The 18,084-nt window shown below is 74.9% G+C and carries 16 protein-coding genes; 13 read left to right on the top strand and 3 right to left on the bottom strand.

Annotated elements, in window-relative coordinates; all coding sequences use genetic code 11:
• Positions 1-12 precede the first annotated feature (12 nt).
• The 8 genes from K7I03_RS31905 (at position 13) to K7I03_RS31870 (ending at position 7,836) form a co-directional block, all read left to right on the top strand.
• Positions 13-852, top strand: a complete 840-nt coding sequence (locus tag K7I03_RS31905) for an SDR family oxidoreductase (protein ID WP_185944728.1) — start codon at positions 13-15, stop codon at positions 850-852.
• On the top strand, positions 849-1,946 hold the full coding sequence (locus K7I03_RS31900; protein WP_185944729.1) for a class I mannose-6-phosphate isomerase: 1,098 nt from the start codon (positions 849-851) through the stop codon (positions 1,944-1,946). Before K7I03_RS31905 ends, K7I03_RS31900 begins: the two co-directional genes overlap by 4 nt.
• 129 nt (positions 1,947-2,075) lie before the next feature.
• Complete coding sequence (locus tag K7I03_RS31895) at positions 2,076-2,873, top strand: class I SAM-dependent methyltransferase (RefSeq protein ID WP_185944730.1); 798 nt, start codon at positions 2,076-2,078, stop codon at positions 2,871-2,873.
• A 92-nt stretch (positions 2,874-2,965) separates the two neighbouring features.
• Positions 2,966-4,054 carry a glutamate--cysteine ligase gene (locus K7I03_RS31890; RefSeq protein ID WP_185944731.1) on the top strand — a complete coding sequence of 363 codons (1,089 nt, stop codon included), beginning with the start codon at positions 2,966-2,968 and terminating at the stop codon, positions 4,052-4,054.
• A gap of 159 nt (positions 4,055-4,213) precedes the next feature.
• Positions 4,214-5,083: a MetQ/NlpA family ABC transporter substrate-binding protein gene (locus K7I03_RS31885; protein WP_185944732.1), complete on the top strand. Its 870-nt coding sequence runs from the start codon at positions 4,214-4,216 to the stop codon at positions 5,081-5,083.
• A 5-nt stretch (positions 5,084-5,088) separates the two neighbouring features.
• The gene (locus tag K7I03_RS31880) at positions 5,089-6,117 is read left to right on the top strand and encodes a methionine ABC transporter ATP-binding protein (protein ID WP_224347320.1); all 1,029 of its coding nucleotides are present in this window, start codon (positions 5,089-5,091) and stop codon (positions 6,115-6,117) included.
• Positions 6,107-6,769, top strand: a complete 663-nt coding sequence (locus K7I03_RS31875) for a methionine ABC transporter permease (protein WP_185944733.1) — start codon at positions 6,107-6,109, stop codon at positions 6,767-6,769. Before K7I03_RS31880 ends, K7I03_RS31875 begins: the two co-directional genes overlap by 11 nt.
• Before the next feature lie 71 nt (positions 6,770-6,840).
• Positions 6,841-7,836, top strand: a complete 996-nt coding sequence (locus K7I03_RS31870) for a CapA family protein (protein WP_185944734.1) — start codon at positions 6,841-6,843, stop codon at positions 7,834-7,836.
• 102 nt (positions 7,837-7,938) lie between these two features.
• Here the strand turns inward: K7I03_RS31870 and K7I03_RS31865 are convergent, their stop codons facing one another.
• The gene (locus K7I03_RS31865; protein WP_185944735.1) at positions 7,939-9,528 is read right to left on the bottom strand and encodes an adenosine deaminase family protein; all 1,590 of its coding nucleotides are present in this window, start codon (positions 9,526-9,528) and stop codon (positions 7,939-7,941) included.
• A 325-nt stretch (positions 9,529-9,853) separates the two neighbouring features.
• Between K7I03_RS31865 and K7I03_RS31860 the strand changes: the two genes are divergently transcribed.
• Positions 9,854-10,141 carry a DUF1876 domain-containing protein gene (locus tag K7I03_RS31860; RefSeq protein ID WP_185944736.1) on the top strand — a complete coding sequence of 96 codons (288 nt, stop codon included), beginning with the start codon at positions 9,854-9,856 and terminating at the stop codon, positions 10,139-10,141.
• A gap of 37 nt (positions 10,142-10,178) precedes the next feature.
• On the opposite strand, the gene ftsH is transcribed toward K7I03_RS31860, so the two are convergent.
• A complete protein-coding gene (gene ftsH, locus K7I03_RS31855; protein WP_185944737.1) occupies positions 10,179-12,086 on the bottom strand; it encodes an ATP-dependent zinc metalloprotease FtsH in 1,908 nt (635 codons plus the stop codon).
• Between the two features lie 306 nt (positions 12,087-12,392).
• Between ftsH and K7I03_RS31850 the strand changes: the two genes are divergently transcribed.
• Both K7I03_RS31850 and K7I03_RS31845 read left to right on the top strand, forming a co-directional pair.
• On the top strand, positions 12,393-12,785 hold the full coding sequence (locus K7I03_RS31850; protein WP_185944738.1) for a hypothetical protein: 393 nt from the start codon (positions 12,393-12,395) through the stop codon (positions 12,783-12,785).
• 35 nt (positions 12,786-12,820) lie between these two features.
• Positions 12,821-13,333, top strand: coding sequence for a hypothetical protein (locus tag K7I03_RS31845; protein ID WP_185944739.1), 513 nt, complete (start codon positions 12,821-12,823; stop codon positions 13,331-13,333).
• A gap of 28 nt (positions 13,334-13,361) precedes the next feature.
• Here K7I03_RS31845 and K7I03_RS31840 read toward each other — a convergent pair whose 3' ends face one another.
• Positions 13,362-15,107, bottom strand: a complete 1,746-nt coding sequence (locus tag K7I03_RS31840) for a glycosyltransferase (protein WP_185944740.1) — start codon at positions 15,105-15,107, stop codon at positions 13,362-13,364.
• A 70-nt stretch (positions 15,108-15,177) separates the two neighbouring features.
• On the opposite strand from K7I03_RS31840, the gene K7I03_RS31835 reads away from it, so the two are divergent.
• Together K7I03_RS31835 and K7I03_RS31830 are read left to right on the top strand one after the other, a co-directional pair.
• Positions 15,178-15,846, top strand: a complete 669-nt coding sequence (locus K7I03_RS31835) for a response regulator transcription factor (protein WP_185944741.1) — start codon at positions 15,178-15,180, stop codon at positions 15,844-15,846.
• Positions 15,843-18,056 carry a sensor histidine kinase gene (locus tag K7I03_RS31830; protein WP_224347319.1) on the top strand — a complete coding sequence of 738 codons (2,214 nt, stop codon included), beginning with the start codon at positions 15,843-15,845 and terminating at the stop codon, positions 18,054-18,056. Before K7I03_RS31835 ends, K7I03_RS31830 begins: the two co-directional genes overlap by 4 nt.
• The last annotated feature ends 28 nt before the right edge of the window (positions 18,057-18,084 follow it).

The following is an 18,084-nucleotide window of genomic DNA, read 5'->3' as shown; positions in this document are numbered from 1 at the left end:
CGAGGAGGCACCATGACCCGGCCGGCACAGCAGCAGGAGGTCCCCGGCGTCGAGAAGGAGCTGCGGCCCCGGGCCGACCACGGCGAGGAGAGCTACCGGGGGTCGGGCCGGCTGAAGGGCAAGGCGGCGGTGGTCACCGGCGGGGACAGCGGCATCGGCAAGGCCGTGGCCATCGCCTACGCCCGGGAGGGCGCCGACGTCCTGATCTCCTACCTGGACGAGCACGAGGACGCCCGGGACACCGCCCGCCGGGTGGAGGAGGCCGGGCGCCGGGCCGTGCTGGTCCCGGGTGACCTCGCCCGGCCGGAGCACTGCCGGGCGGTCATCGCCAAGGCCGTCGAGGAGTTCGGCCGGATCGACGTGCTGGTCTCCAACGCCGCGTTCCAGATGACCCACGGGACGCTGGAGGAGGTCACGGACGAGGAGTGGGACCGCACCCTCGCCACCAACCTGAGCGCCATGTTCCACCTCTGCAAGGCCGCCCTGCCGCACATGGGCCCCGGAGCCTCGATCATCGGCAGCAGCTCGGTGAACTCCGACATGCCCGTGCCGACGCTCCTGCCGTACGACGTCACGAAGGCGGGCGTCGCCAACTTCTGCGCCGCCCTCGCCCAGCTCGTCGGCGAGCGCGGCATCCGCGTCAACAGCGTGGCCCCGGGCCCGATCTGGACGCCGCTGATCCCCTCCACCATGCCGCCCGAGCAGGTGGAGCACTTCGGCGAGCAGACGCCGCTGGGCCGCCCCGGCCAGCCGGCCGAGGTGGCGCCCGTCTACGTCCTGCTCGCCTCCGACGAGGGCAGCTACATCTCCGGCGCCCGCGTCGCGGTGACCGGCGGGAAGCCCATCCTGTGAGCGCGGCGCCCGGCGTCCCCTGGTACCCGCTGGAGCTGACGACGCCCGTGCGGCAGCACGTCTTCGGCGGCCGGGCCATCGCGGACCGGCTGGGCCGCGCCGGGCTGCCCGCGGGCCGGGTCGCGGAGACCTGGGAGGTCAGCGATGTGGACGGGGACATCGCCCGGGTGACCGGCGGACCGCTGACCGGGCGGACGCTGCGCGAGCTGTTCCTCGGGCACCCGGACGAGCTCGCCGGGCCGGGCCGGCGCGGCCCGCACTTCCCGCTCCTCACGAAGTTCATCGACGCCCACGGCGCGCTCCCCGTCCACCTGCACGCCGACGACCGCACCGCCCGGCGGCTGGAGAACCAGCCGAACGGCAAGACGGAGGCGTGGCACATCCTGCACGCCGCCCCGGGCGCCACCGCGTACGCCGGCACCCGGGAGGGCGTCGGCCGGGAGACGCTGCGCCGGGCACTGCTGCGGCAGGACTTCGACGCGGTGCTGCGCCGGATCCCCGTCCGCGCCGGGGAGACGGTGTACGTGCCGGGCGGCACCGTGCACAGCTTCGGGCCGGGCACGCTCGTCTACGAGATCGAGCAGACCTCGGACGTCCAGCAGCACGCCATGCGGCACCGGATGGAGGACGGCTCGCCGCTCTCCGACGACGAGTGGCACGCCAACGTCGAGCGGCTGCTGGAGCAGTGGGATCCCGCGCCGCGGCCCCGGTGCCTGCCCGGCCTGGCCCTGCCGGCCCGGGGCGGGACGCGGACGCTGCTGACGGCGGGGCCGTACTTCGCGCTCGAACGCTGGACGGTTCCCGCCGGGGAGGCGCTGCGGCACTCCTTCACCGGCGCCCTCGTCGTCACCGTCCTCGACGGACCGGCCGAACTGCGCTACCCCGGCGGCACGCTGACCGTGGGCCGGGCCCGGACGGTCCTGCTGCCGGCGGCGCTGGGCGAGGTGGAGCTCGCCGGCCCCTGTTCGGCCCTCGCCGGCCGGGTGCCGGACGATCTCGGCCGGGACGTGCGTGCGCCCCTGCGGGCGGCGGGCCACGCGCCGGAGGCGGTGGCCGCGCTGGTGGCGTCGGGTCCGGATCCCACGGCGGACTGAGGGGCGCCGGACCGGTTCCGTACGCGCGTACGGCACGCGACACGCGGGCAGGAACGTGCCTGCGCGGCGCGGGCCGCGGAACGCGGTGCCATGGCCGGGGGGGACGGGACAGGGAAAGGGGTGGTGCCGATGTCCGTGCCGTTCGCGGGGTCCGGGCCGGTGCGGGTGCTGGAGGTCGAAAGCGCCGCCTACCGGCGGGCGTTCGAGCTCTTCCTGGCAGGGACGGACGAGAAGGAGGACATCGAGGCGCGCCTGGTCGACCTCGTCGAGGGGCTCGGTCGGCGCCGGGTGTTCCTGGACGTCGGCGCCGGCGAGGGGCGGACCACCGCCCGCCTGGCGCCGTACTTCGGGCGGACGGTCGCCGTCGAGCCCAGCGCGGCGATGCGGGAGGCTCTGCGCCGGGCGTGTCCGGGTGCCACCGTGGTGGCGGAGCCCGTCGACCGGGCCGAGCCCGGCGTCCGGGCGGATCTGGTCCTCCTCTCGCACGTGCTGTACTACCTGCCCGGGGAGGAGTGGGCCGGCGCCCTCGACCGGGTCTTCGACTGGACGGCGCCCGGCGGCACGCTTCTCGTCCTGCTGCAGAATCCGGACAACGCGTGCATGCGCATGGTGCGGCACTTCACCGGGGCCCGGTTCGACGTGCGGACCGCCGCCCGGCGGCTGGTGGAGCGGCAGGCCGGGCGGGTAGCCGACTGGTCCGTGGAAACGGTGGACAACGCGTACCGGACGGCCGATCCGCGCGCGGCCCTGGACACCGCCGAGTTCATGATCAATGTGCCCGGACTGGGGGACCTGGACCCGCTTCCCTCCCGGGCCGGTCTCGCCGCCTACGTGCGGGAGCACTTCGCCCGGCCGGACGGCACGTACGTCATCGGCCACGCCCATGACGTCGTGCGGATCCGCCGCGCACCGGACCCGCCCGGCTGAGAACGGTTCCGTTTGGTCGGCGCAACCCCGCCCGACCTGGGTATACGGGCTGCGAACGACTGGCGGAACCCTGGGAAGGGGCGGATGGCGGCATGCGTAGCGTCGGAGTGGAAGAGGAGCTCCTCCTGGTGGATCCGGGCAGCGGGGAACCGCGGGCCGTGGCCGGGACGGTGCTGGCACTGGAGGACCTGGCCCGGGGGGACGATCCGGAGCTGGAGAAGGAGCTTCAGCGGGAGCAGCTGGAGACGGCCACCCGGCCGACGGCGGACATGACGGACCTGGCGGCTGAGGTTCGGCGGCGGCGTGCCACGGCGATCGAGCGGGCGGGGGCCGTCGGCGCCGCGGTGGCGGCCCTGGCCACCTCGCCGCTGCCGGTGGCCCCGTCGCTGAGCGCGGGCCGGCGCTACCGGCAGGTGGCCGAGGAGTTCGGGCTCACGGCACAGGAGCAGCTCACCTGCGGGTGCCATGTGCATGTGAGCGTCGCGTCGGACGAGGAGGGGGTGGCGGTCCTGGACCGGATCCGCCCCTGGCTGGCCCCGCTGCTCGCGCTCAGCGCCAACTCCCCCTTCTGGCAGGGCCACGACAGCGGTTACAGCAGCTACCGGAGCCAGGTGTGGGGCCGCTGGCCGTCGGCCGGGCCGGTGGAGGTGTTCGGCGGCCCGGAGCGGTACCACACCCACGTACGGCAGTTGCTCGACACACGGACGCTGCTCGACAAAGGCATGATCTATTTCGACGCGCGGCTGTCCCGGAACTACCCCACCGTGGAGATCCGGGTGTCCGACGTCTGTCTGGACCCGGACGACACGGTGCTGGTGGCGGCGCTGGCCCGGGGGCTGGTGGACACGGCGGCCCGTGACTGGCGGGCCGGGCGGCCGCCGGAGCCGGTGTCCGTGGGGCTGCTGCGGCTGGCGTCGTGGCGGGCGGCGAAGTCCGGGGTCACGGACGGGCTGGTGCACCCGCTGGAGTGGACCCCGGCCCCGGCGGAGACGGTGGTGCGCGCACTGGTGGACCACGTCCGCGACGCGCTCGCGGACTCCGGCGACCTGGCCCTGGTGGAGGAGTCGGTGGCGCGGCTGTTCGCCCGGGGCGGCGGCGCGGACCTCCAGCGCGCGGCCATGGCCCGTACGGGCGAGCTGCCGGCGGTCGTCAAGGAGGCGGTGGAGCGCACGGCATCCTGAGGGCCAACCCGCCCCGCCGCCCTTTGTTTCATTGCAAGGAAGTGAACCCTTCCTTTCATCACCAGGCCATTCCGGGTTTCGCTCCTACGATCTCCAGCAACCCGCCGGTGATCGTCTTCCGCACCGGCCCTGTATCGGCACCACCCGGAATGAGCCCTCATGAAACACGTACTCCGCCGCGCCGCGGCGACGTCCGCCGCAGCCGCCCTCGCCGCCCTGCTGTCGGCCTGCGGGATGTCCGGCTCGTCCGCCGACGGACAGGTGCGGATCGGGGTGAACGGGTCCGACCCGGAGTGGGACGTCCTCGCCGAGGAGGCCAAGAAGGAGGGCATCGACGTCAAGATCGTCAACTTCGACGACTACCAACTGCCCAACCGCGCCCTGGCGGACGGCGACATCGAGCTCAACGCCTTCCAGCACCTGGCGTTCCTCGGCAAGTTCAACCAGCAGAACGGCACCGACATCGTGCCGCTCGCCTCCACCTCCGTCGCGCCCATGGGCCTGTACTCGCTCAAGCACAAGTCGGTGGACGACATCCCGGACGGCGCCCGGATCGCGATCCCCAACGACCCGTCGAACCAGGGCCGGGCGCTGCTCGTGCTCCGCGAGGCCAAGCTGATCGGTCTCAAGGAGAAGGCCGGCATCTACGGCACTCCGGACGACGTCACCGACAACCCCAGGCACCTCGAACTCACCCCGGTCGACGCCCAGCAGACGCCGCGCGCCCTCAAGGACACCGCGGCCTCCGTCATCAACGCCGGCGTCGCCGAGCAGGCCGGTTACCGCATCGCGCAGGCCGTCTTCCGGGACGACCCGGAGAGCGCCGCCACCCGCCCGTACGTCAACGTCATCGCGGCCCGGGCGAAGGACAAGGACGACGCGACGCTGCGCGAGGTCGTCCGGCTCTACCGGTCGAACAAGGTCCAGGCGGCCGTGCGGAAGTCCGGCAAGGGCGCGCGCTACATGGTGGACATCCCGCCCGCCGCGCTGGAGAAGGAGCTCGACCGCCTCACCAAGCAGGGAAGCTGACGGCCGTGATCGAACTGCGGGACGTCCGCAAGACCTACCCCGGCAAGCACGGCACCGAGTTCACCGCGGTCGACGGGGTGTCCCTGACGGTCGCCGAGGGCACCGTCCTGGGCGTCGTCGGGCACAGCGGCGCCGGGAAGAGCACCCTGCTGCGGCTCGTCAACCACCTCGAAGTCCCCACCGCGGGACGGGTGCTGGTCGGCGGCCGGGACCTCACGGAGCTCGACGAGCGGGGGCGGCGGGCCGTCCGGCGCTCCATCGGGATGGTCTTCCAGCACGTCAACCTGTTCCGTTCGCGCACGGTCCTCGGCAACGTCGCCTACCCGCTGCGGCTGGCCGGCACCCCGCGCGCCGAGGCGCGCCGGCGGGCCCTGGAGGTGCTGCGCTTCGTCGGCCTGGAGGACCGCGCCCGGCACTGGCCGGAGCAGCTGTCGGGCGGCCAGCGGCAGCGCGTCGGCGTCGCCCGGGCCCTGGCCACGTCGCCGAAGGTGCTGCTGTGCGACGAGGCGACCTCGGCCCTGGACCCGCAGACCACCCGGGAGGTGCTGGAACTGCTGCGGCGCGTCAACGCCGAGCTGGGCATCACCATCGTCCTGATCACGCATGAGATGGACGTGGTCCGCTTCCTGTGCGACCAGGTGGCCGTGATGTCGGAGGGCCGGGTGGTGGAGAGCGGCGAGGTGTACGAGGTGTTCGCCCGGCCGCGGCACCCCGTCACCAAGGTGTTCGTCCGCTCCGCGCTCGGGGACCCGCCCGAGGGCGAGGCACTGGAACGGCTGCGCGGCCGGCACGCCGGGCGGCTGGTCACCGTCCCGGTGACGCGGGACGCGCCGGGCGCGGCGCACCTGTCGCGGCTGCTGCGCGAGCACCGGGTGGACTTCACGATCGCCCACGCGGGCGTCGGCGAGGTGCGCGACGCCGCGCTCGGCAGCGTGACGCTCGAACTGCGCGGCGAGGAAGGGGACGTGGACGCGTTCGTGGCGGCGCTGGACGCCGTCCGGACCACGACGGAGGTGGGCGCTCATGCGGGCTGACTGGAGCACGTTCTGGCCCAAGGTGGTCGACGCGACCGGCGAGACGGTCTACATGGTGCTGGTCACCCTGGCGCTGTCGGCGGTGCTCGGCATGGCCGTCGGCCTCACCCTCTACGCCACGCGCAAGGGCGGGGTGCTGCCGAACCGGCTGGTCTTCGCCGTGCTCAGCACGCTGGTGAACGTCGTCCGGCCGGTGCCGTTCGTCATCGCCATCGTCGCGCTCTCCCCCGTGACCCGCGAGGTGGTGGGCACGATGATCGGGACGGACGCGGCGGTCTTCCCGATGGTCGTCGTGGCCACCTTCGGCGTCGCCCGGATCGTCGAGACGAACCTGCTGTCCGTCGAGTCCGGGGTGATCGAGGCCGCCCGGTCGATGGGCGCGGGCCCACTGCGGATCCTCCTCACCGTGCTGGTGCCCGAGGCCCTCGGACCGCTCGTCCTCGGCTTCACGTTCATGCTCGTCGCACTGATCGACTTCTCGGCGGTGGCCGGGACGGTGGGCGGCGGCGGGGTGGGCCATCTGGCCATGTCCTACGGCTATCTGCGGTTCGACACCTCGGTGATGGTCGTGGCGGTGGCGGTGCTGATCGTGCTCGTGCAGATCGCGCAGCTGCTGGGGAACGCGCTGGCCCGCAAGGTGCTCCGGCGCTGATCCCCCGCCGCTTGCGTGGCCGCCGGGCCACGGCCGAGACTGAAGGGAGCGGCAGGCGGGAGGTAGCGCCGGTGACCGTGACCGTGGCCCTGGCCGGGGACACCATGCTGGGACGCGGCGCCGCCGAGCGGCTGGCGGCGGCGCCCGCGCCGGACACCCTGGTCTCCCCCGGAGTGCGGGAGGCCCTGGCCGGGGCCGACCTCTTCGTCCTCAACCTGGAGTGCTGCGTGTCCGCGCGCGGCGAGCCGTGGCCGGCCCCCGGCAAACCCTTCTTCTTCCGGGCGCCGCCGGTGGCCGCGCGGGTCCTCGCCCGCCTCGGCGTGGACTGCGTGAACCTGGCCAACAACCACGCCCTCGACTACGGCGCCGACGCGCTCGCGGACACGCTGGACCTGCTGGGCGAGGCCGGGATCGCGGTGGTCGGTGCCGGTGCCGACGCGGCCGGGGCCCGGGCGGCCGCCCTGCTGGAGGCACGCGGCCTGCGGCTCGCGGTACTCGGCGCCACGGACCACCCGGAGGACTTCGCCGCCGCCCCGGACCGCCCCGGCGTCGCCTGGGCCGACCTCCACCACGGCCTGCCCGGCTGGCTGCACGACGCGGTGGCGGACGCCGCGGGGCAGGCCGACGCGGTGCTCGTCACCCCGCACTGGGGCCCCAACATGACCTCCGCCCCGCCCGGCTACGTCCGCGAGGCCGCCACCCGGCTGCACACGGCGGGCGCCGCGCTCGTCGCCGGCCACTCGGCCCACGTCTTCCACGGCGCCGGCCGGCGGACCCTGTACGACATGGGCGACTTCGTCGACGACTACGCCGTGGACCCCGTCCTCCGCAACGACCTCGGCCTCCTCTTCCTCGTCACCTTCGACGGCACCACCCCGACCCGCCTGGAGGCCGTCCCCCTCCAACTCGGCTACGGTCACACGGAACTCGCCGCGGAACACGCCCGCGCCTGGATCCAACACCGCTTCTCCCGCGCGTCGGCGGACCTGGGCACGGCGGTGGCCGTCGGGAAGGACGGAAGACTGACGACGGACTGGCGGGAGCCAACCAGCCCGTCCGGCGTTTGAGGACTGGGGGCACCCCCTCTGGGGGAGCGCGCAGCGCGCTTGAGGGGGTGCGGGGGGCGCAGCCCCCGCAGGAAACGGTGAGAGGGCGGGGCTGGGGCACCCTCACCCCACCGACGGCGCCGCAGGCACAGACCGGGCCCGCCCGAACCGCTCCTCAAAGCGGCCGAAGGCCGCCTCCTGCTTCCACTCCACCGCCGCCTTCGGACTACCCCCCAGCAGCGCCGCACAGGCCGCCCGAGGCCGCCCCGCCCCCGCCCGGTCCCGGGCACAGGGCGCCGCGGGCACGAAGCCGCCCCGGTCCCGCCACAGGCTCCGCCCGGGCAGGAACCCGTACTCCAGCGACGTCCGCGCAAGATCTTTGAGCGCCCGGTACCCCAGCCGGTGCACGGTGACCGCCCGCTCGTACTCGGTCGTGATGTCGCTCCGCTCCACCCCCGCGTCGTCCGTCGCGAGAGCGACCGGCACCCCATGCTCCCGGTACAGCTCGAAAGGATGCCGACGCCCCGCCACCCCCAGGATCTGGGCATTGCTGACCAGCGGGATCTCCACCAGGACCCGCCGCTCCGCCATCACCGCCAGCAGCTCGCGGGAGGCGTCCTCCCACCCGACGTCCACCCCGTGCCCGATCCGCCGGGCGTGCCCGGTCAGCACGGCCTGGCGGATGTGCGACCGCAGGTCCTCCGGCCCGACCAGCCCGGGCGCCAGCTCGCCGGCGTGCAGGGTGACGGGAACGCGCGGGTACCAGGCGTGCAGCCGGTGCAGCATGCGCATGTGCAGCCCGTAGTCCCGCAGGGCGACGGCGCCGTCCTCGGGTGAGACCAGGTTGACGGAGACGAACCGCCGGTCGGTGCGGGCGAGTTCGAAGCCGAGGAGCAGCTCGGTGAAGACCTGCTCGGGGGTGGCGGAGCGGTCGACCTGGGTGATGAAGCGGATCTCCAGCCCGCAGCCGGGGCGGGGCCGCCGTGTCCCGCAGCGGGAGGCGGCGCGGAATTCGGCGGCGGCCCGGTCCATGGCGGCCCGGGCCCGGGCGGCCAGCCGGCCGAGCCCGTCCCCGGCGAGCAGCCGGCCGCGCAGCCGGCCGAGGTCCGGGTCGAAGCCGGCCCGCGCGGCGAGCGCGGCCACCCCGGCGGTGGCGTGGGTGACCATGGTCTCCAGGTAGAACTGGTGCTGTGCGGCGGCCCGGTCGGCGACCTCGCTCAGCAGCCGGCCCATGTGCCCGATCTCCACCGGCTCGAACTTCTCGAAGGTGGCGAAGAAGTGGTCGTGCCCGGACTCGCGGCCGGGCCGGAAGTCCTGCATGGACCAGGCACGGACGAGGTGCCGGTGGAAGGCCCGGTCGGCGTGGACGTCGGCGGCCGGTCTGCCGCCGGCCGGGCAGGGCGGCGGTACGGCGCGCAGCCGTTCCTTCTCGATGCACAAACCGTCCCGCGCGGCGAGGTCGACGAGCAGCTCGGTGCTGGCGGCGCCGCCGAGGTGGTTGTGCAGGTCGGCGCCTTTGGGCAGGGCGTGGAGGAAGGCGCGGAGGGCCCGCCGGTCGGTGCGGACGGCTTCCATGTAGGCGGCGGTGGCGGCCTCCGCGCCGGTGGGCGCGGGGTTCCGCCGGTCGCGGCCGGGGGTGCCCCAGGCGGGCAGGACGGCGGCGCAGAGGACCGCGGCCAGGGTGCCGCGCAGCAGCGTACGTCGTGGGCTCACGGAACCTCCTGGCGACGGCCGTTGTCCGGGGTGACGACACTGGTCTACCGCCCGGCCACCGCCGTTCACCACGGCAACGCGACATCACACGCACAACGGGCTTGTCCACCCTGCGCAGTTGACGCCCCGGATCCACGGCGTTCCACCCGAACGACGCGCCTCAGGGAAGGGTCACGGCCCGCCATGGAACGGTCCGCTCCGCACAGCGGTCGACTGCGGAGCGTACGCGAATAGCCACGCTCCGCACCCGGACCGGTCGTGGACGGTCACCCGGGCGCCGGCGGCGGCAGAATGGAGGCGGGGACACCCGAGCGAGGAGTGAGCCATGGAGCACACGACCGAGTGGAGGATCCGGCTGGACCTCACCGAGGACGGCGGCACCACGAAGGCCCGCGCGGTCCTCGACACCGGCGCCACCACCGTCACGGGCCAGGGCGTCGCCCGGTGCGCGCCGGGCGACCAGGACGTCCCGGTGATCGGTGACGAGTTCGCCGCGGGCCGTGCCCTGCGCGAGCTCGGGGACCGGCTGATCGGCACGGCGGAGCGGGACGTGGCGACGCGCGGGGCGGGGCCGGAGCCGCGGCGGTCGCCGATGTACGGCTGGGAGCTCTGAGCGGCGGGCAGCCCGGGCGGCCCCCCGGCCACGCCGGTCACCCACCCTCCCGCCGCAGCACGTCCAGGACCACCGCGCCGTCCACCGTCTCCTTGGCGACCAGCAGGTCCGCCAGCCGGTCGAGGGCGGTTCGGTGTTCGCGGAGCAGGCCCAGCGCGCGTTCCTCGGCCTGCCCCAGCAGCCGGGCCACTTCCTGGTCGACGATCCGCTGGGTCTGCTCCGAGTAGGGCCGCCGTTGCAGCTCCTCGGCCGTCTCGCCGAGCAGTTGCTGTCCGGGCGCGGCGTACCCGACGGGCCCCAGCACGCTCGACAGGCCGAACTCCCGGACCATCCGGGTGGCGATGAGGGTGGCGCCCGCCAGGTCGTTGGCGGCGCCGGTCGAGCCCTCGCCGAAGACGACCAGTTCGGCGGCCCGCCCGCCGAGCCGGACGGCGAGCAGGTCGGTGAGGTAGCCCTCGCTGTACAGGTGCCGCTCCGCCTCGGGGAGTTGCTCGGTGACGCCGAGGGACACCCCGGCGGGCAGGATGGTGACCTTGGCGACGGGGTCGGCGTGCTCGCACAGGGCGGCGACGAGGGCGTGGCCGGACTCGTGGACGGCCACCGAGCGGCGTTCCTCCGGGAGCAGGGCGTTGGAGGTCTCGCGGCGGCCGAGGAGCACCCGGTCGCGGGCGGTGTCGAGGTCCTGCGCGGTGAGGACGGCGCGGTCGGCGCGGACGGCGTTGATGGCGGCCTCGTTGACGAGGTTGGCGAGGTCGGCGCCGGAGAAGCCGGGGGTGGCGCGGGCGACGGTGGCGAGGTCGACCCCGGGGTCGAGGGTCTTGCCGCGGGCGTGCACGGCGAGGATGGCCGCCCGTTCGGTCTGGTTGGGCAGCGGCACGGTGACCTGCCGGTCGAAGCGGCCGGGGCGCAGCAGGGCGGGGTCGAGGGCGTCGGGCCGGTTGGTCGCGGCGACGACGACGATGCCGCTGCTCTGGTCGAAGCCGTCCATCTCGGCGAGGAGCTGGTTGAGGGTCTGCTCGCGCTCGTCGTTGCCGCCGAGCCGGGTGCCGCCGCCGCGCCGGCCGCCGACGGCGTCGATCTCGTCGATGAAGATGATCGAGGGTGCCCGTTTCCGCGCCTCCTCGAAGAGGTCCCGGACCCGGGACGCGCCGACACCGACGAACATCTCGACGAACGCGGAGCCGGTCACGGACAGGAACGGCACGTCGGCCTCGCCGGCGACGGCCCGGGCGAGCAGGGTCTTACCGGTGCCGGGCGGCCCGACCATGATCACGCCGCGGGGTCCCTTGGCGCCGGCCCGGGCGTACCGCTCGGGGCTGCGCAGGAAGTCGACGACCTCGCCGATCTCCTGTTTGACGCCTTCGTAGCCGGCGACGTCGGCGAAGCCGGTGGTGGGCCGCTCGGCCTCGATGATCTTCGCGCGGGAACGGCCGATGGCGCTGATGCCGCCGGACAGCGAGCCGGCGGCGCGGCGGGCGCCCCAGAGGAAGAAGGCGCCCAGGAACAGCAGGGGCAGGAAGGCCAGCAGGACGGAGAGCCAGGGGCTGCCCTGGCCGCTGCGGGAGGCGGTGATCTCCACGTGCTGCGCCTGGAGCCGCTGTTCGAGCTGCCCGGCGCCGAGGGCGGTCGGCAGCTGGGTGGTGAACTCGGTGCCGTCCTTGAGCCGGCCGGTCACCGTGCCCTTGTCACCGATGTCGACGCTGCGCACCTGCCCGGCGTCCACCTTGGCGACGAAGTCGCTGTACGACCGCTCGTGCGTCTCGCCGCCGGGCAGGCCGCGCGCGAGCAGGATGACGATCACGAACAGCACCAGCACCAAGGCCAGCACCCAGCGGCCCCAGCCGGGCTTGGGCTGCGGCGGGGGGCGCCGGGGCGGCTCGGGCGGGGGCCCGGGGCGTCCCGGCGGCGCCAGGTGCCGGTGCGGCAGGCGAATGCGTGTGATCACGGACCGCTCTCCCTCGCGGGGCGGCGCGGTGGCGCCGCCCCCGTTGTCCCAGTCGACCCAATCCTCCTGGTCATCCCCTTCGTCCAGGATCGGGGATCAGGGCCCCACCCGGCAGAGCCGAACGGGGTCGCACTGGGCCACTCGGGGCATGCGCCCCTGCTCAGCGGGTACGCGGCCGGACGCCGCGAATGGTCCGCCACGGACGGACCCGCCCCGGGTGCCGCCCGCCCGGCCGGCCCGTACGGTCGAGCCGGGGGACGGTCCGGCGGCAGCGGCCGACGACGGCACGACGCAAAGGAGCTCCCGGTGACCAACCCGGACAGCGCGGATCACGTCAGCGTCCATCTGACCGGCTGCGGCCGGGAGACCGCCGACGCGGTCATCGCCGCCCTGGACGCCGCCTTCCCCACCTCACCCGGCACCGTCATCGCCGAACGGAGCGAGGGCCGGGGGACGGCACCGGGCAAGCCCGTCGTCTGGTGCACGGTGGTCGACACCCGGGCCCGCCGCCCGCGCACCGGCCCCGCTCCCGTACCGCTCGACGCCCCCGTCACCGTCGACCTGTTCGGCGCCGCGCAGCCGGTGCGCCAGGTGCACGACGAGCTGGCCGGGGCCTTCGGGGTGGAGGAGCACGGCACCGTGCCGGGCGAGCACGAGCTGGAGGTCCGCCTCGTCCTGACGCCGGCCACGGGCGGCTGAGCACCGGGGCCCCGGACCCCGTACCGTACGGTCGTATGGCACAGCAGACGGTCCCCGACGCCCACCCCCCGGCCCCTCCCGCCCGGCGCCCCCGCCGGGCCCTGCCCGTTCTCCTCGTGTCGGCGGCCGCCTGCTCCCTCCTCCTGACATCCTGCGGCACCGACCCCGGCCCCCGCGACGACCACCGCCGCCCGGGCACGGCGGGCGACCCGACGCCTGGTGACGACGGCGCGTACGAGGACGAAGACGGCGGGGCCGCCGGGGACGAGGCGTACGACGACGCCGAGGACGACGAGGCGGCGGACCCGGACGGCGACGGCGCGGAGGACGAGGAGGAGGACGACGAGGAGGAGGAGACCTCCGAGTCCGCCTACGACGACGGCTTCGACACCGGCCAGGACGTCCTGGAGGCCGGCGGCAAGGGCTCGGCCGTCCGCGAGGTCGTCTGGGGCGGCTGCGAGAAACGCGCCCACAAGGCCGGCACCGCCTACCCGGACGCCTGGACCCGCGGCTGCCGCGCGGGAGTACAGACCTTCCGCGACCGGTGACCTGACGAACCGGTGCCGCGGGGACGGCTCACCGCGGCGTGATGACCGTCGCCCGCCCCAGCGCCCCCCGTGCCGCCGTCACCCGGACGGTGACGTCACGGCCCCCGATCAGCTCCGCGAGCCGCGCGCGTCCGGGCTGGAGCCGCCCCCGCTCGTAGAGGACGAAGCTGGTGCGGACCCGGGCCGGCGGCCGTGGTCGGGCCCGGTACTGGTCGAAGGTGACGGCGTCGCAGCCGGAGTACCAGCCCGTCTCGGGCTCGTAAGCGGTGACGATCAGACAGGGCCGCCGCCCGTCCGCCAGTTCGCGGGCGACGGGCACCGTGGACGCGTGCTGCGCCATCGGCTTCGGCATCGCGACGCGCGCCACGTACTGGGCGGTGGCCGGCACGGTCACGGCCGCGAGCACGGCGACGGCGGCGAGCAGCGGGCGCGCGTACCGGCCGGCCCGGCCGGCGAGGTGCCGGACGCCCAGCAGGATGAGCAGGACCACCGGCAGGTACACGAACCGCGGTTCGCCGTCCGTGGCCGTGCCGAGGACGACGGGGACGAGGACGGCCGTTAGCCCCAGGAAGGCGTGGCGCCGGTCCTCTCCTCCCGCCCGTCGGCCGCGCAGCCTCCGGACGGCCGCGGCCGCGCAGCAGAGGCCGGCCGTCATCACCACCGCCCCGAGGTCGCCGGCCAGCCGGTACGGGAAGACGGCCAGGTAGTAGACGAGCCCGTCGCCCGGGTAGGAGCGGTTGGCCCGGTCCGTCGCGTCGACGATCAGGCCCAGCGGCGACCCCGTCGTGTGCACGGCGTGGACGAGGTGCGGGACGAGGCCGGCGAGCAGGACGCCGCCGGCGACGGCCAGCCGGCGCCCTTGGGCCAGCCAGGCACGCGGACCGTACGCGAGGACGGCGGCGAGGGCCACGCCGGCCAGGCTCCCCACCACGCCGTAACGGAGGTGGAAGGCGGCCAGCGCGACCCCGGCGGCGGCCGGCAGCGACAACGGTCCCGGAGCCTCCTGTGCGCGGACGAGGAGGACGACGACGAGCAGCAACAGGCCGGTCGCCCCTATGTCGTTGAGGAACTCCGGCACCCGGCGCAGAAACCCCAGTCCACCCAGCATCAGGAGCATCACCAGGACCGCCTGCCGGGGGCCGGTCCAGCGGGCGGCGGCCCACCAGACGACGGTCAGGGTGAACAGCGCCAGGACGAGCGCGACCGCCCGCAGGGCGCCTACGTCGTCGTGGACGGCGAGCGCGAGCCGGCCCAGGGCGGGCAGGCCCGGCGGCCGGTACTCCCCCCAGCCCGCGGCGGGCGTTCCGTCCCGCCAGGAACGGGCCTTGTTCGCGTACACCGCCTCCTCGTGCCCGATCAGGGGTTCGTGGTCCTGGAGGACGGCCCAGACGGCGCCGGCCGCGGCGAGGACGGCGAGGACCCCGGCCCACGCGGGCATCCGCCGCAGGACGTCCGTCCCCCGCAGGACGGCCCCGGGCACCGGGCGTTCCGCCCACGGCCGGGCCACCAGCCAGGCGGGGACGGCGAGGAGCAGGAAGGGCCACGGCTGCCGTCCGGGCACCAGGCCACCGCCCCCGCACGCGAACAGGACCTGCTGCGCGACGGCGGTACCGGTGGCGAGCACCGCGACCACCAGCGCCGGCCGCCGGAGGGCGGGCGGGACGGTCCGCCACCGGGGATGCGGGGCGGAGACGACGGTCGGCGGGGGCACGACGGTCTGCATGACGACCTTCGGTGAGCGGCGGGCGAGGGCACCCGGATGCTCTCCCGGCACCGCTGAAGGGACGCTGAAGAAAGCTGAAGGCTTCTTCAGGCGGCCGCGAGGGGGCCGGGATACTGGCCCGATGCGCTTGTTGGTGATCGAGGACGAGGAACGGCTGGCCGCCTCCCTGCAGAGGGGGCTGTCCGCCGCCGGTTACGCCGTGGACGTGGCCCACGACGGGCTCACCGGGCTGCACTTGGCGCGGGAGCACGCGTACCGGGCGATCGTCCTCGACATCATGCTGCCCGGGCTCAACGGCTACCGGGTGTGCGCCCGGTTGCGGGCGGAGGGCGTCGCCACGCCGGTCCTGATGCTGACGGCGAAGAACGGCGAGTACGACGAGGCCGAGGCCCTCGACACGGGCGCCGACGACTTCCTCGCCAAACCGTTCTCGTACGTGGTGCTGGAGGCGCGGCTGCGCGCCCTGCTGCGGCGGGGCGGCGGCGGCCGGGCGGTCCTCAACGTCGGCGACCTCTGGCTCGATCCGGCGGACCGGTCCTGCCGGCGCGGGGAGACAGCGATCCGGCTGACGGCGAAGGAGTTCGCCGTCCTGGAGTGCCTGATGCGGCGGCCCGGTGAGGTCGTGTCCAAGACGGACGTGGCCGAGCAGGTGTGGTCGGCCGAGTACGACGGCGACCTCAACATCGTCGAGGTGTACGTCAGCGCGCTGCGCCGGAAGGTGGACGCGCCGTTCGACCGCGCGACCATCGGGACGGTACGCGGGGGCGGTTACCGGGTGAGCGCCCGGTGACCGCGGCCCTCGCGCTCGTGCGGCGGGCGGTGGGACGGCCCCGGACGCGTGCCGCGGCGGTGGCCGCGCTGACGGCGGCCGGCGTGCTGCTGCTGTTCGTCGCCCTGCTGCGCCACGCGGACGCCGTCGCCGCGGGGCATGGCGGGTACTCTCCGGCGTACCCGCCGGCGGACCGTGTGGGTCCGGTGATCACCAGGATCCGGGTGTTCGGGATTCCTGCGGGAACGCTTCTGGTCGCCGCCGCGACCTGGGCCGCCGGCGGTCCGCGCCGCGGGCCGCGGCTCCGCGCCGCCGTCGCCGCGGGGGCCCTCACGGCCTGGCAGCTGAACGCGCACACCGGCTGGCTCCGCCACCACAACCACGGTGACCCGCTCGGAACCGGCCGGTACGCCGCCCTGTGGGGACCGTTGTTCGCCGCTCCCGTCATCGCGCTGGTCGTCGCCACCGCGGCCTGGACGGCGGCGGAGCCCTCCTGGCGGTCGTTGTCCGTGCGGGGCCGGCTGGCGCTCGCGGCCGGCGGCGGGGCGGCGCTCGTCCTGCCGTGCGGCCTGTGGTGGGAGTCCCACATGGGGGAGAACGTCGCCGGGTACGAGTCGACCCTCGGCTGGGGCATGTTCGTCTGGCCGCCGGTCGCCGCCGCGCTGCTCGCCGTCGCCGCCTGGGCGACGGCCGGGCGGGCGCTGCGCCCGGTCGAGGCGATCCGCCGGGAGCTGGAGGACATCACGGCCCGTTCCCTGGACCGGCGGGTGCCGGTGCCCGCGTCGGGTGACGAGATCACCCGGTTGGCGCTGACCACCAACGCGATCCTGGACCGGCTGGAGAACGCGGCCGAGCTCCAGCGGCGGTTCGTCGCCGACGCCTCGCACGAACTCCGCAGCCCCCTCACGGCTTTGCGGACCTCCCTCGAAGCCGCCCTGGCCCACCCCGAGGAGGCCGACTGGCCCGCCGCCGTGCGCAGCGCGCTCGACGACGTCGTCCGGTTGCAGCTGCTGAGCGAGGACCTGTTGCTGCTGGCCCGGCTGGACGGGGGCGTGCCGCCCGGCGAGGCGGTCGTCGACCTGGCCGGCCTCGCCCACGATCTTGCCGAGGAGTACCGCCACCGGCGCCGGGAGCGGCCGTTGCGGATCCGCTGTTCCGCCGCGGAGGAACCCGTCACCGTGCGCGGCAGCGCCGTCCAGTTGGAACGGCTGCTCCGCAACCTCCTGGACAACGCCTGCCGTTACGCCGATACCGCCGTCGGGATCACGGTGCGTCCGGACTCCTCCGGGGCCGTCGTCGTCGAGGTCTCCGACGACGGACCCGGCATCCCGGTCCCCGCGCGCGAGCACGTCTTCGAACGCTTCGGCCGCCTGGAGGACGCCCGTACCCGCTCCGCCGGCGGCGCCGGCCTCGGCCTGGCCATCTCCCGTGAGATCGCCCTTCTGCACGGGGGGACGCTGCACTTCGCGGACGCCGAACGGGGGGGCGCGGGCGGTGGGACGGCTGCCCGTGCCGCGGGTGGGGGGCGCGGTCTGACGGGTGGTACGGCCCGTGCGGACGGGCGGAGGGAGCACCGGATAGTTCCGGCCTCGCAGTCGGCCGAACACTCTCTGTCCCACCGGCTTCCGGAGCACCATCCTCTGTCGCGAGGGTTTCCACCGGCACCACCCGAGAGAGGAAGCCAGATGATGACGAAGTCGTCCCGGTCGATGGCGCTGCTGGGCGCCGGTGTCCTGGTGGCGGGCGGTGTTCTCACGGCCGCGTCGGCGTCGGCCGGTACGTCCGCGGCGCCCGTGGCCGAGCCGAGGCTCGCGACCGGGCAGGACGTGCTGAGACAGAACTCGTCCGCGGTGCAGCTCAGCACCAAGGGCGGGGTGGCCACGACGGTGGTGTCGGACTCGGTGCCCGCCGGTTCCTGGGTGCTGTCCGGCAACGCGACGCTGGTGGGCTGGGGGCCCAGCGACTACACCCGGTGCACGCTGTACTCGGGCGATACCCCCGTCGGCGGGGCGTCCACCATGGTCGGCAGCCCCTCCGCCGGGAGCGCCGGCACGGGGGTGTACGTGGCCACGGTCAGCGTCCACGGCGCCTTCTCCAGCGCGGGCCCCGCGACGGTCTCCCTCCGGTGCGGGCACGATCAGGACCGGGCCGCCGGGGCGGCTCCCTACGTGGACCCGCAGGCCACCCTGTGGGCGCACCGGAGCGACGGGCTCAGCAGCCCTCGACGCTGACCGGGCACTCCGGAGGCCGGGCGGGCAC

Source organism: Streptomyces mobaraensis (assembly GCF_020099395.1).
GTDB lineage: Bacteria > Actinomycetota > Actinomycetes > Streptomycetales > Streptomycetaceae > Streptomyces.
Note: the sequence above shows the minus strand (reverse complement) of the source record. Positions and strands in the feature narration are given on the sequence as shown.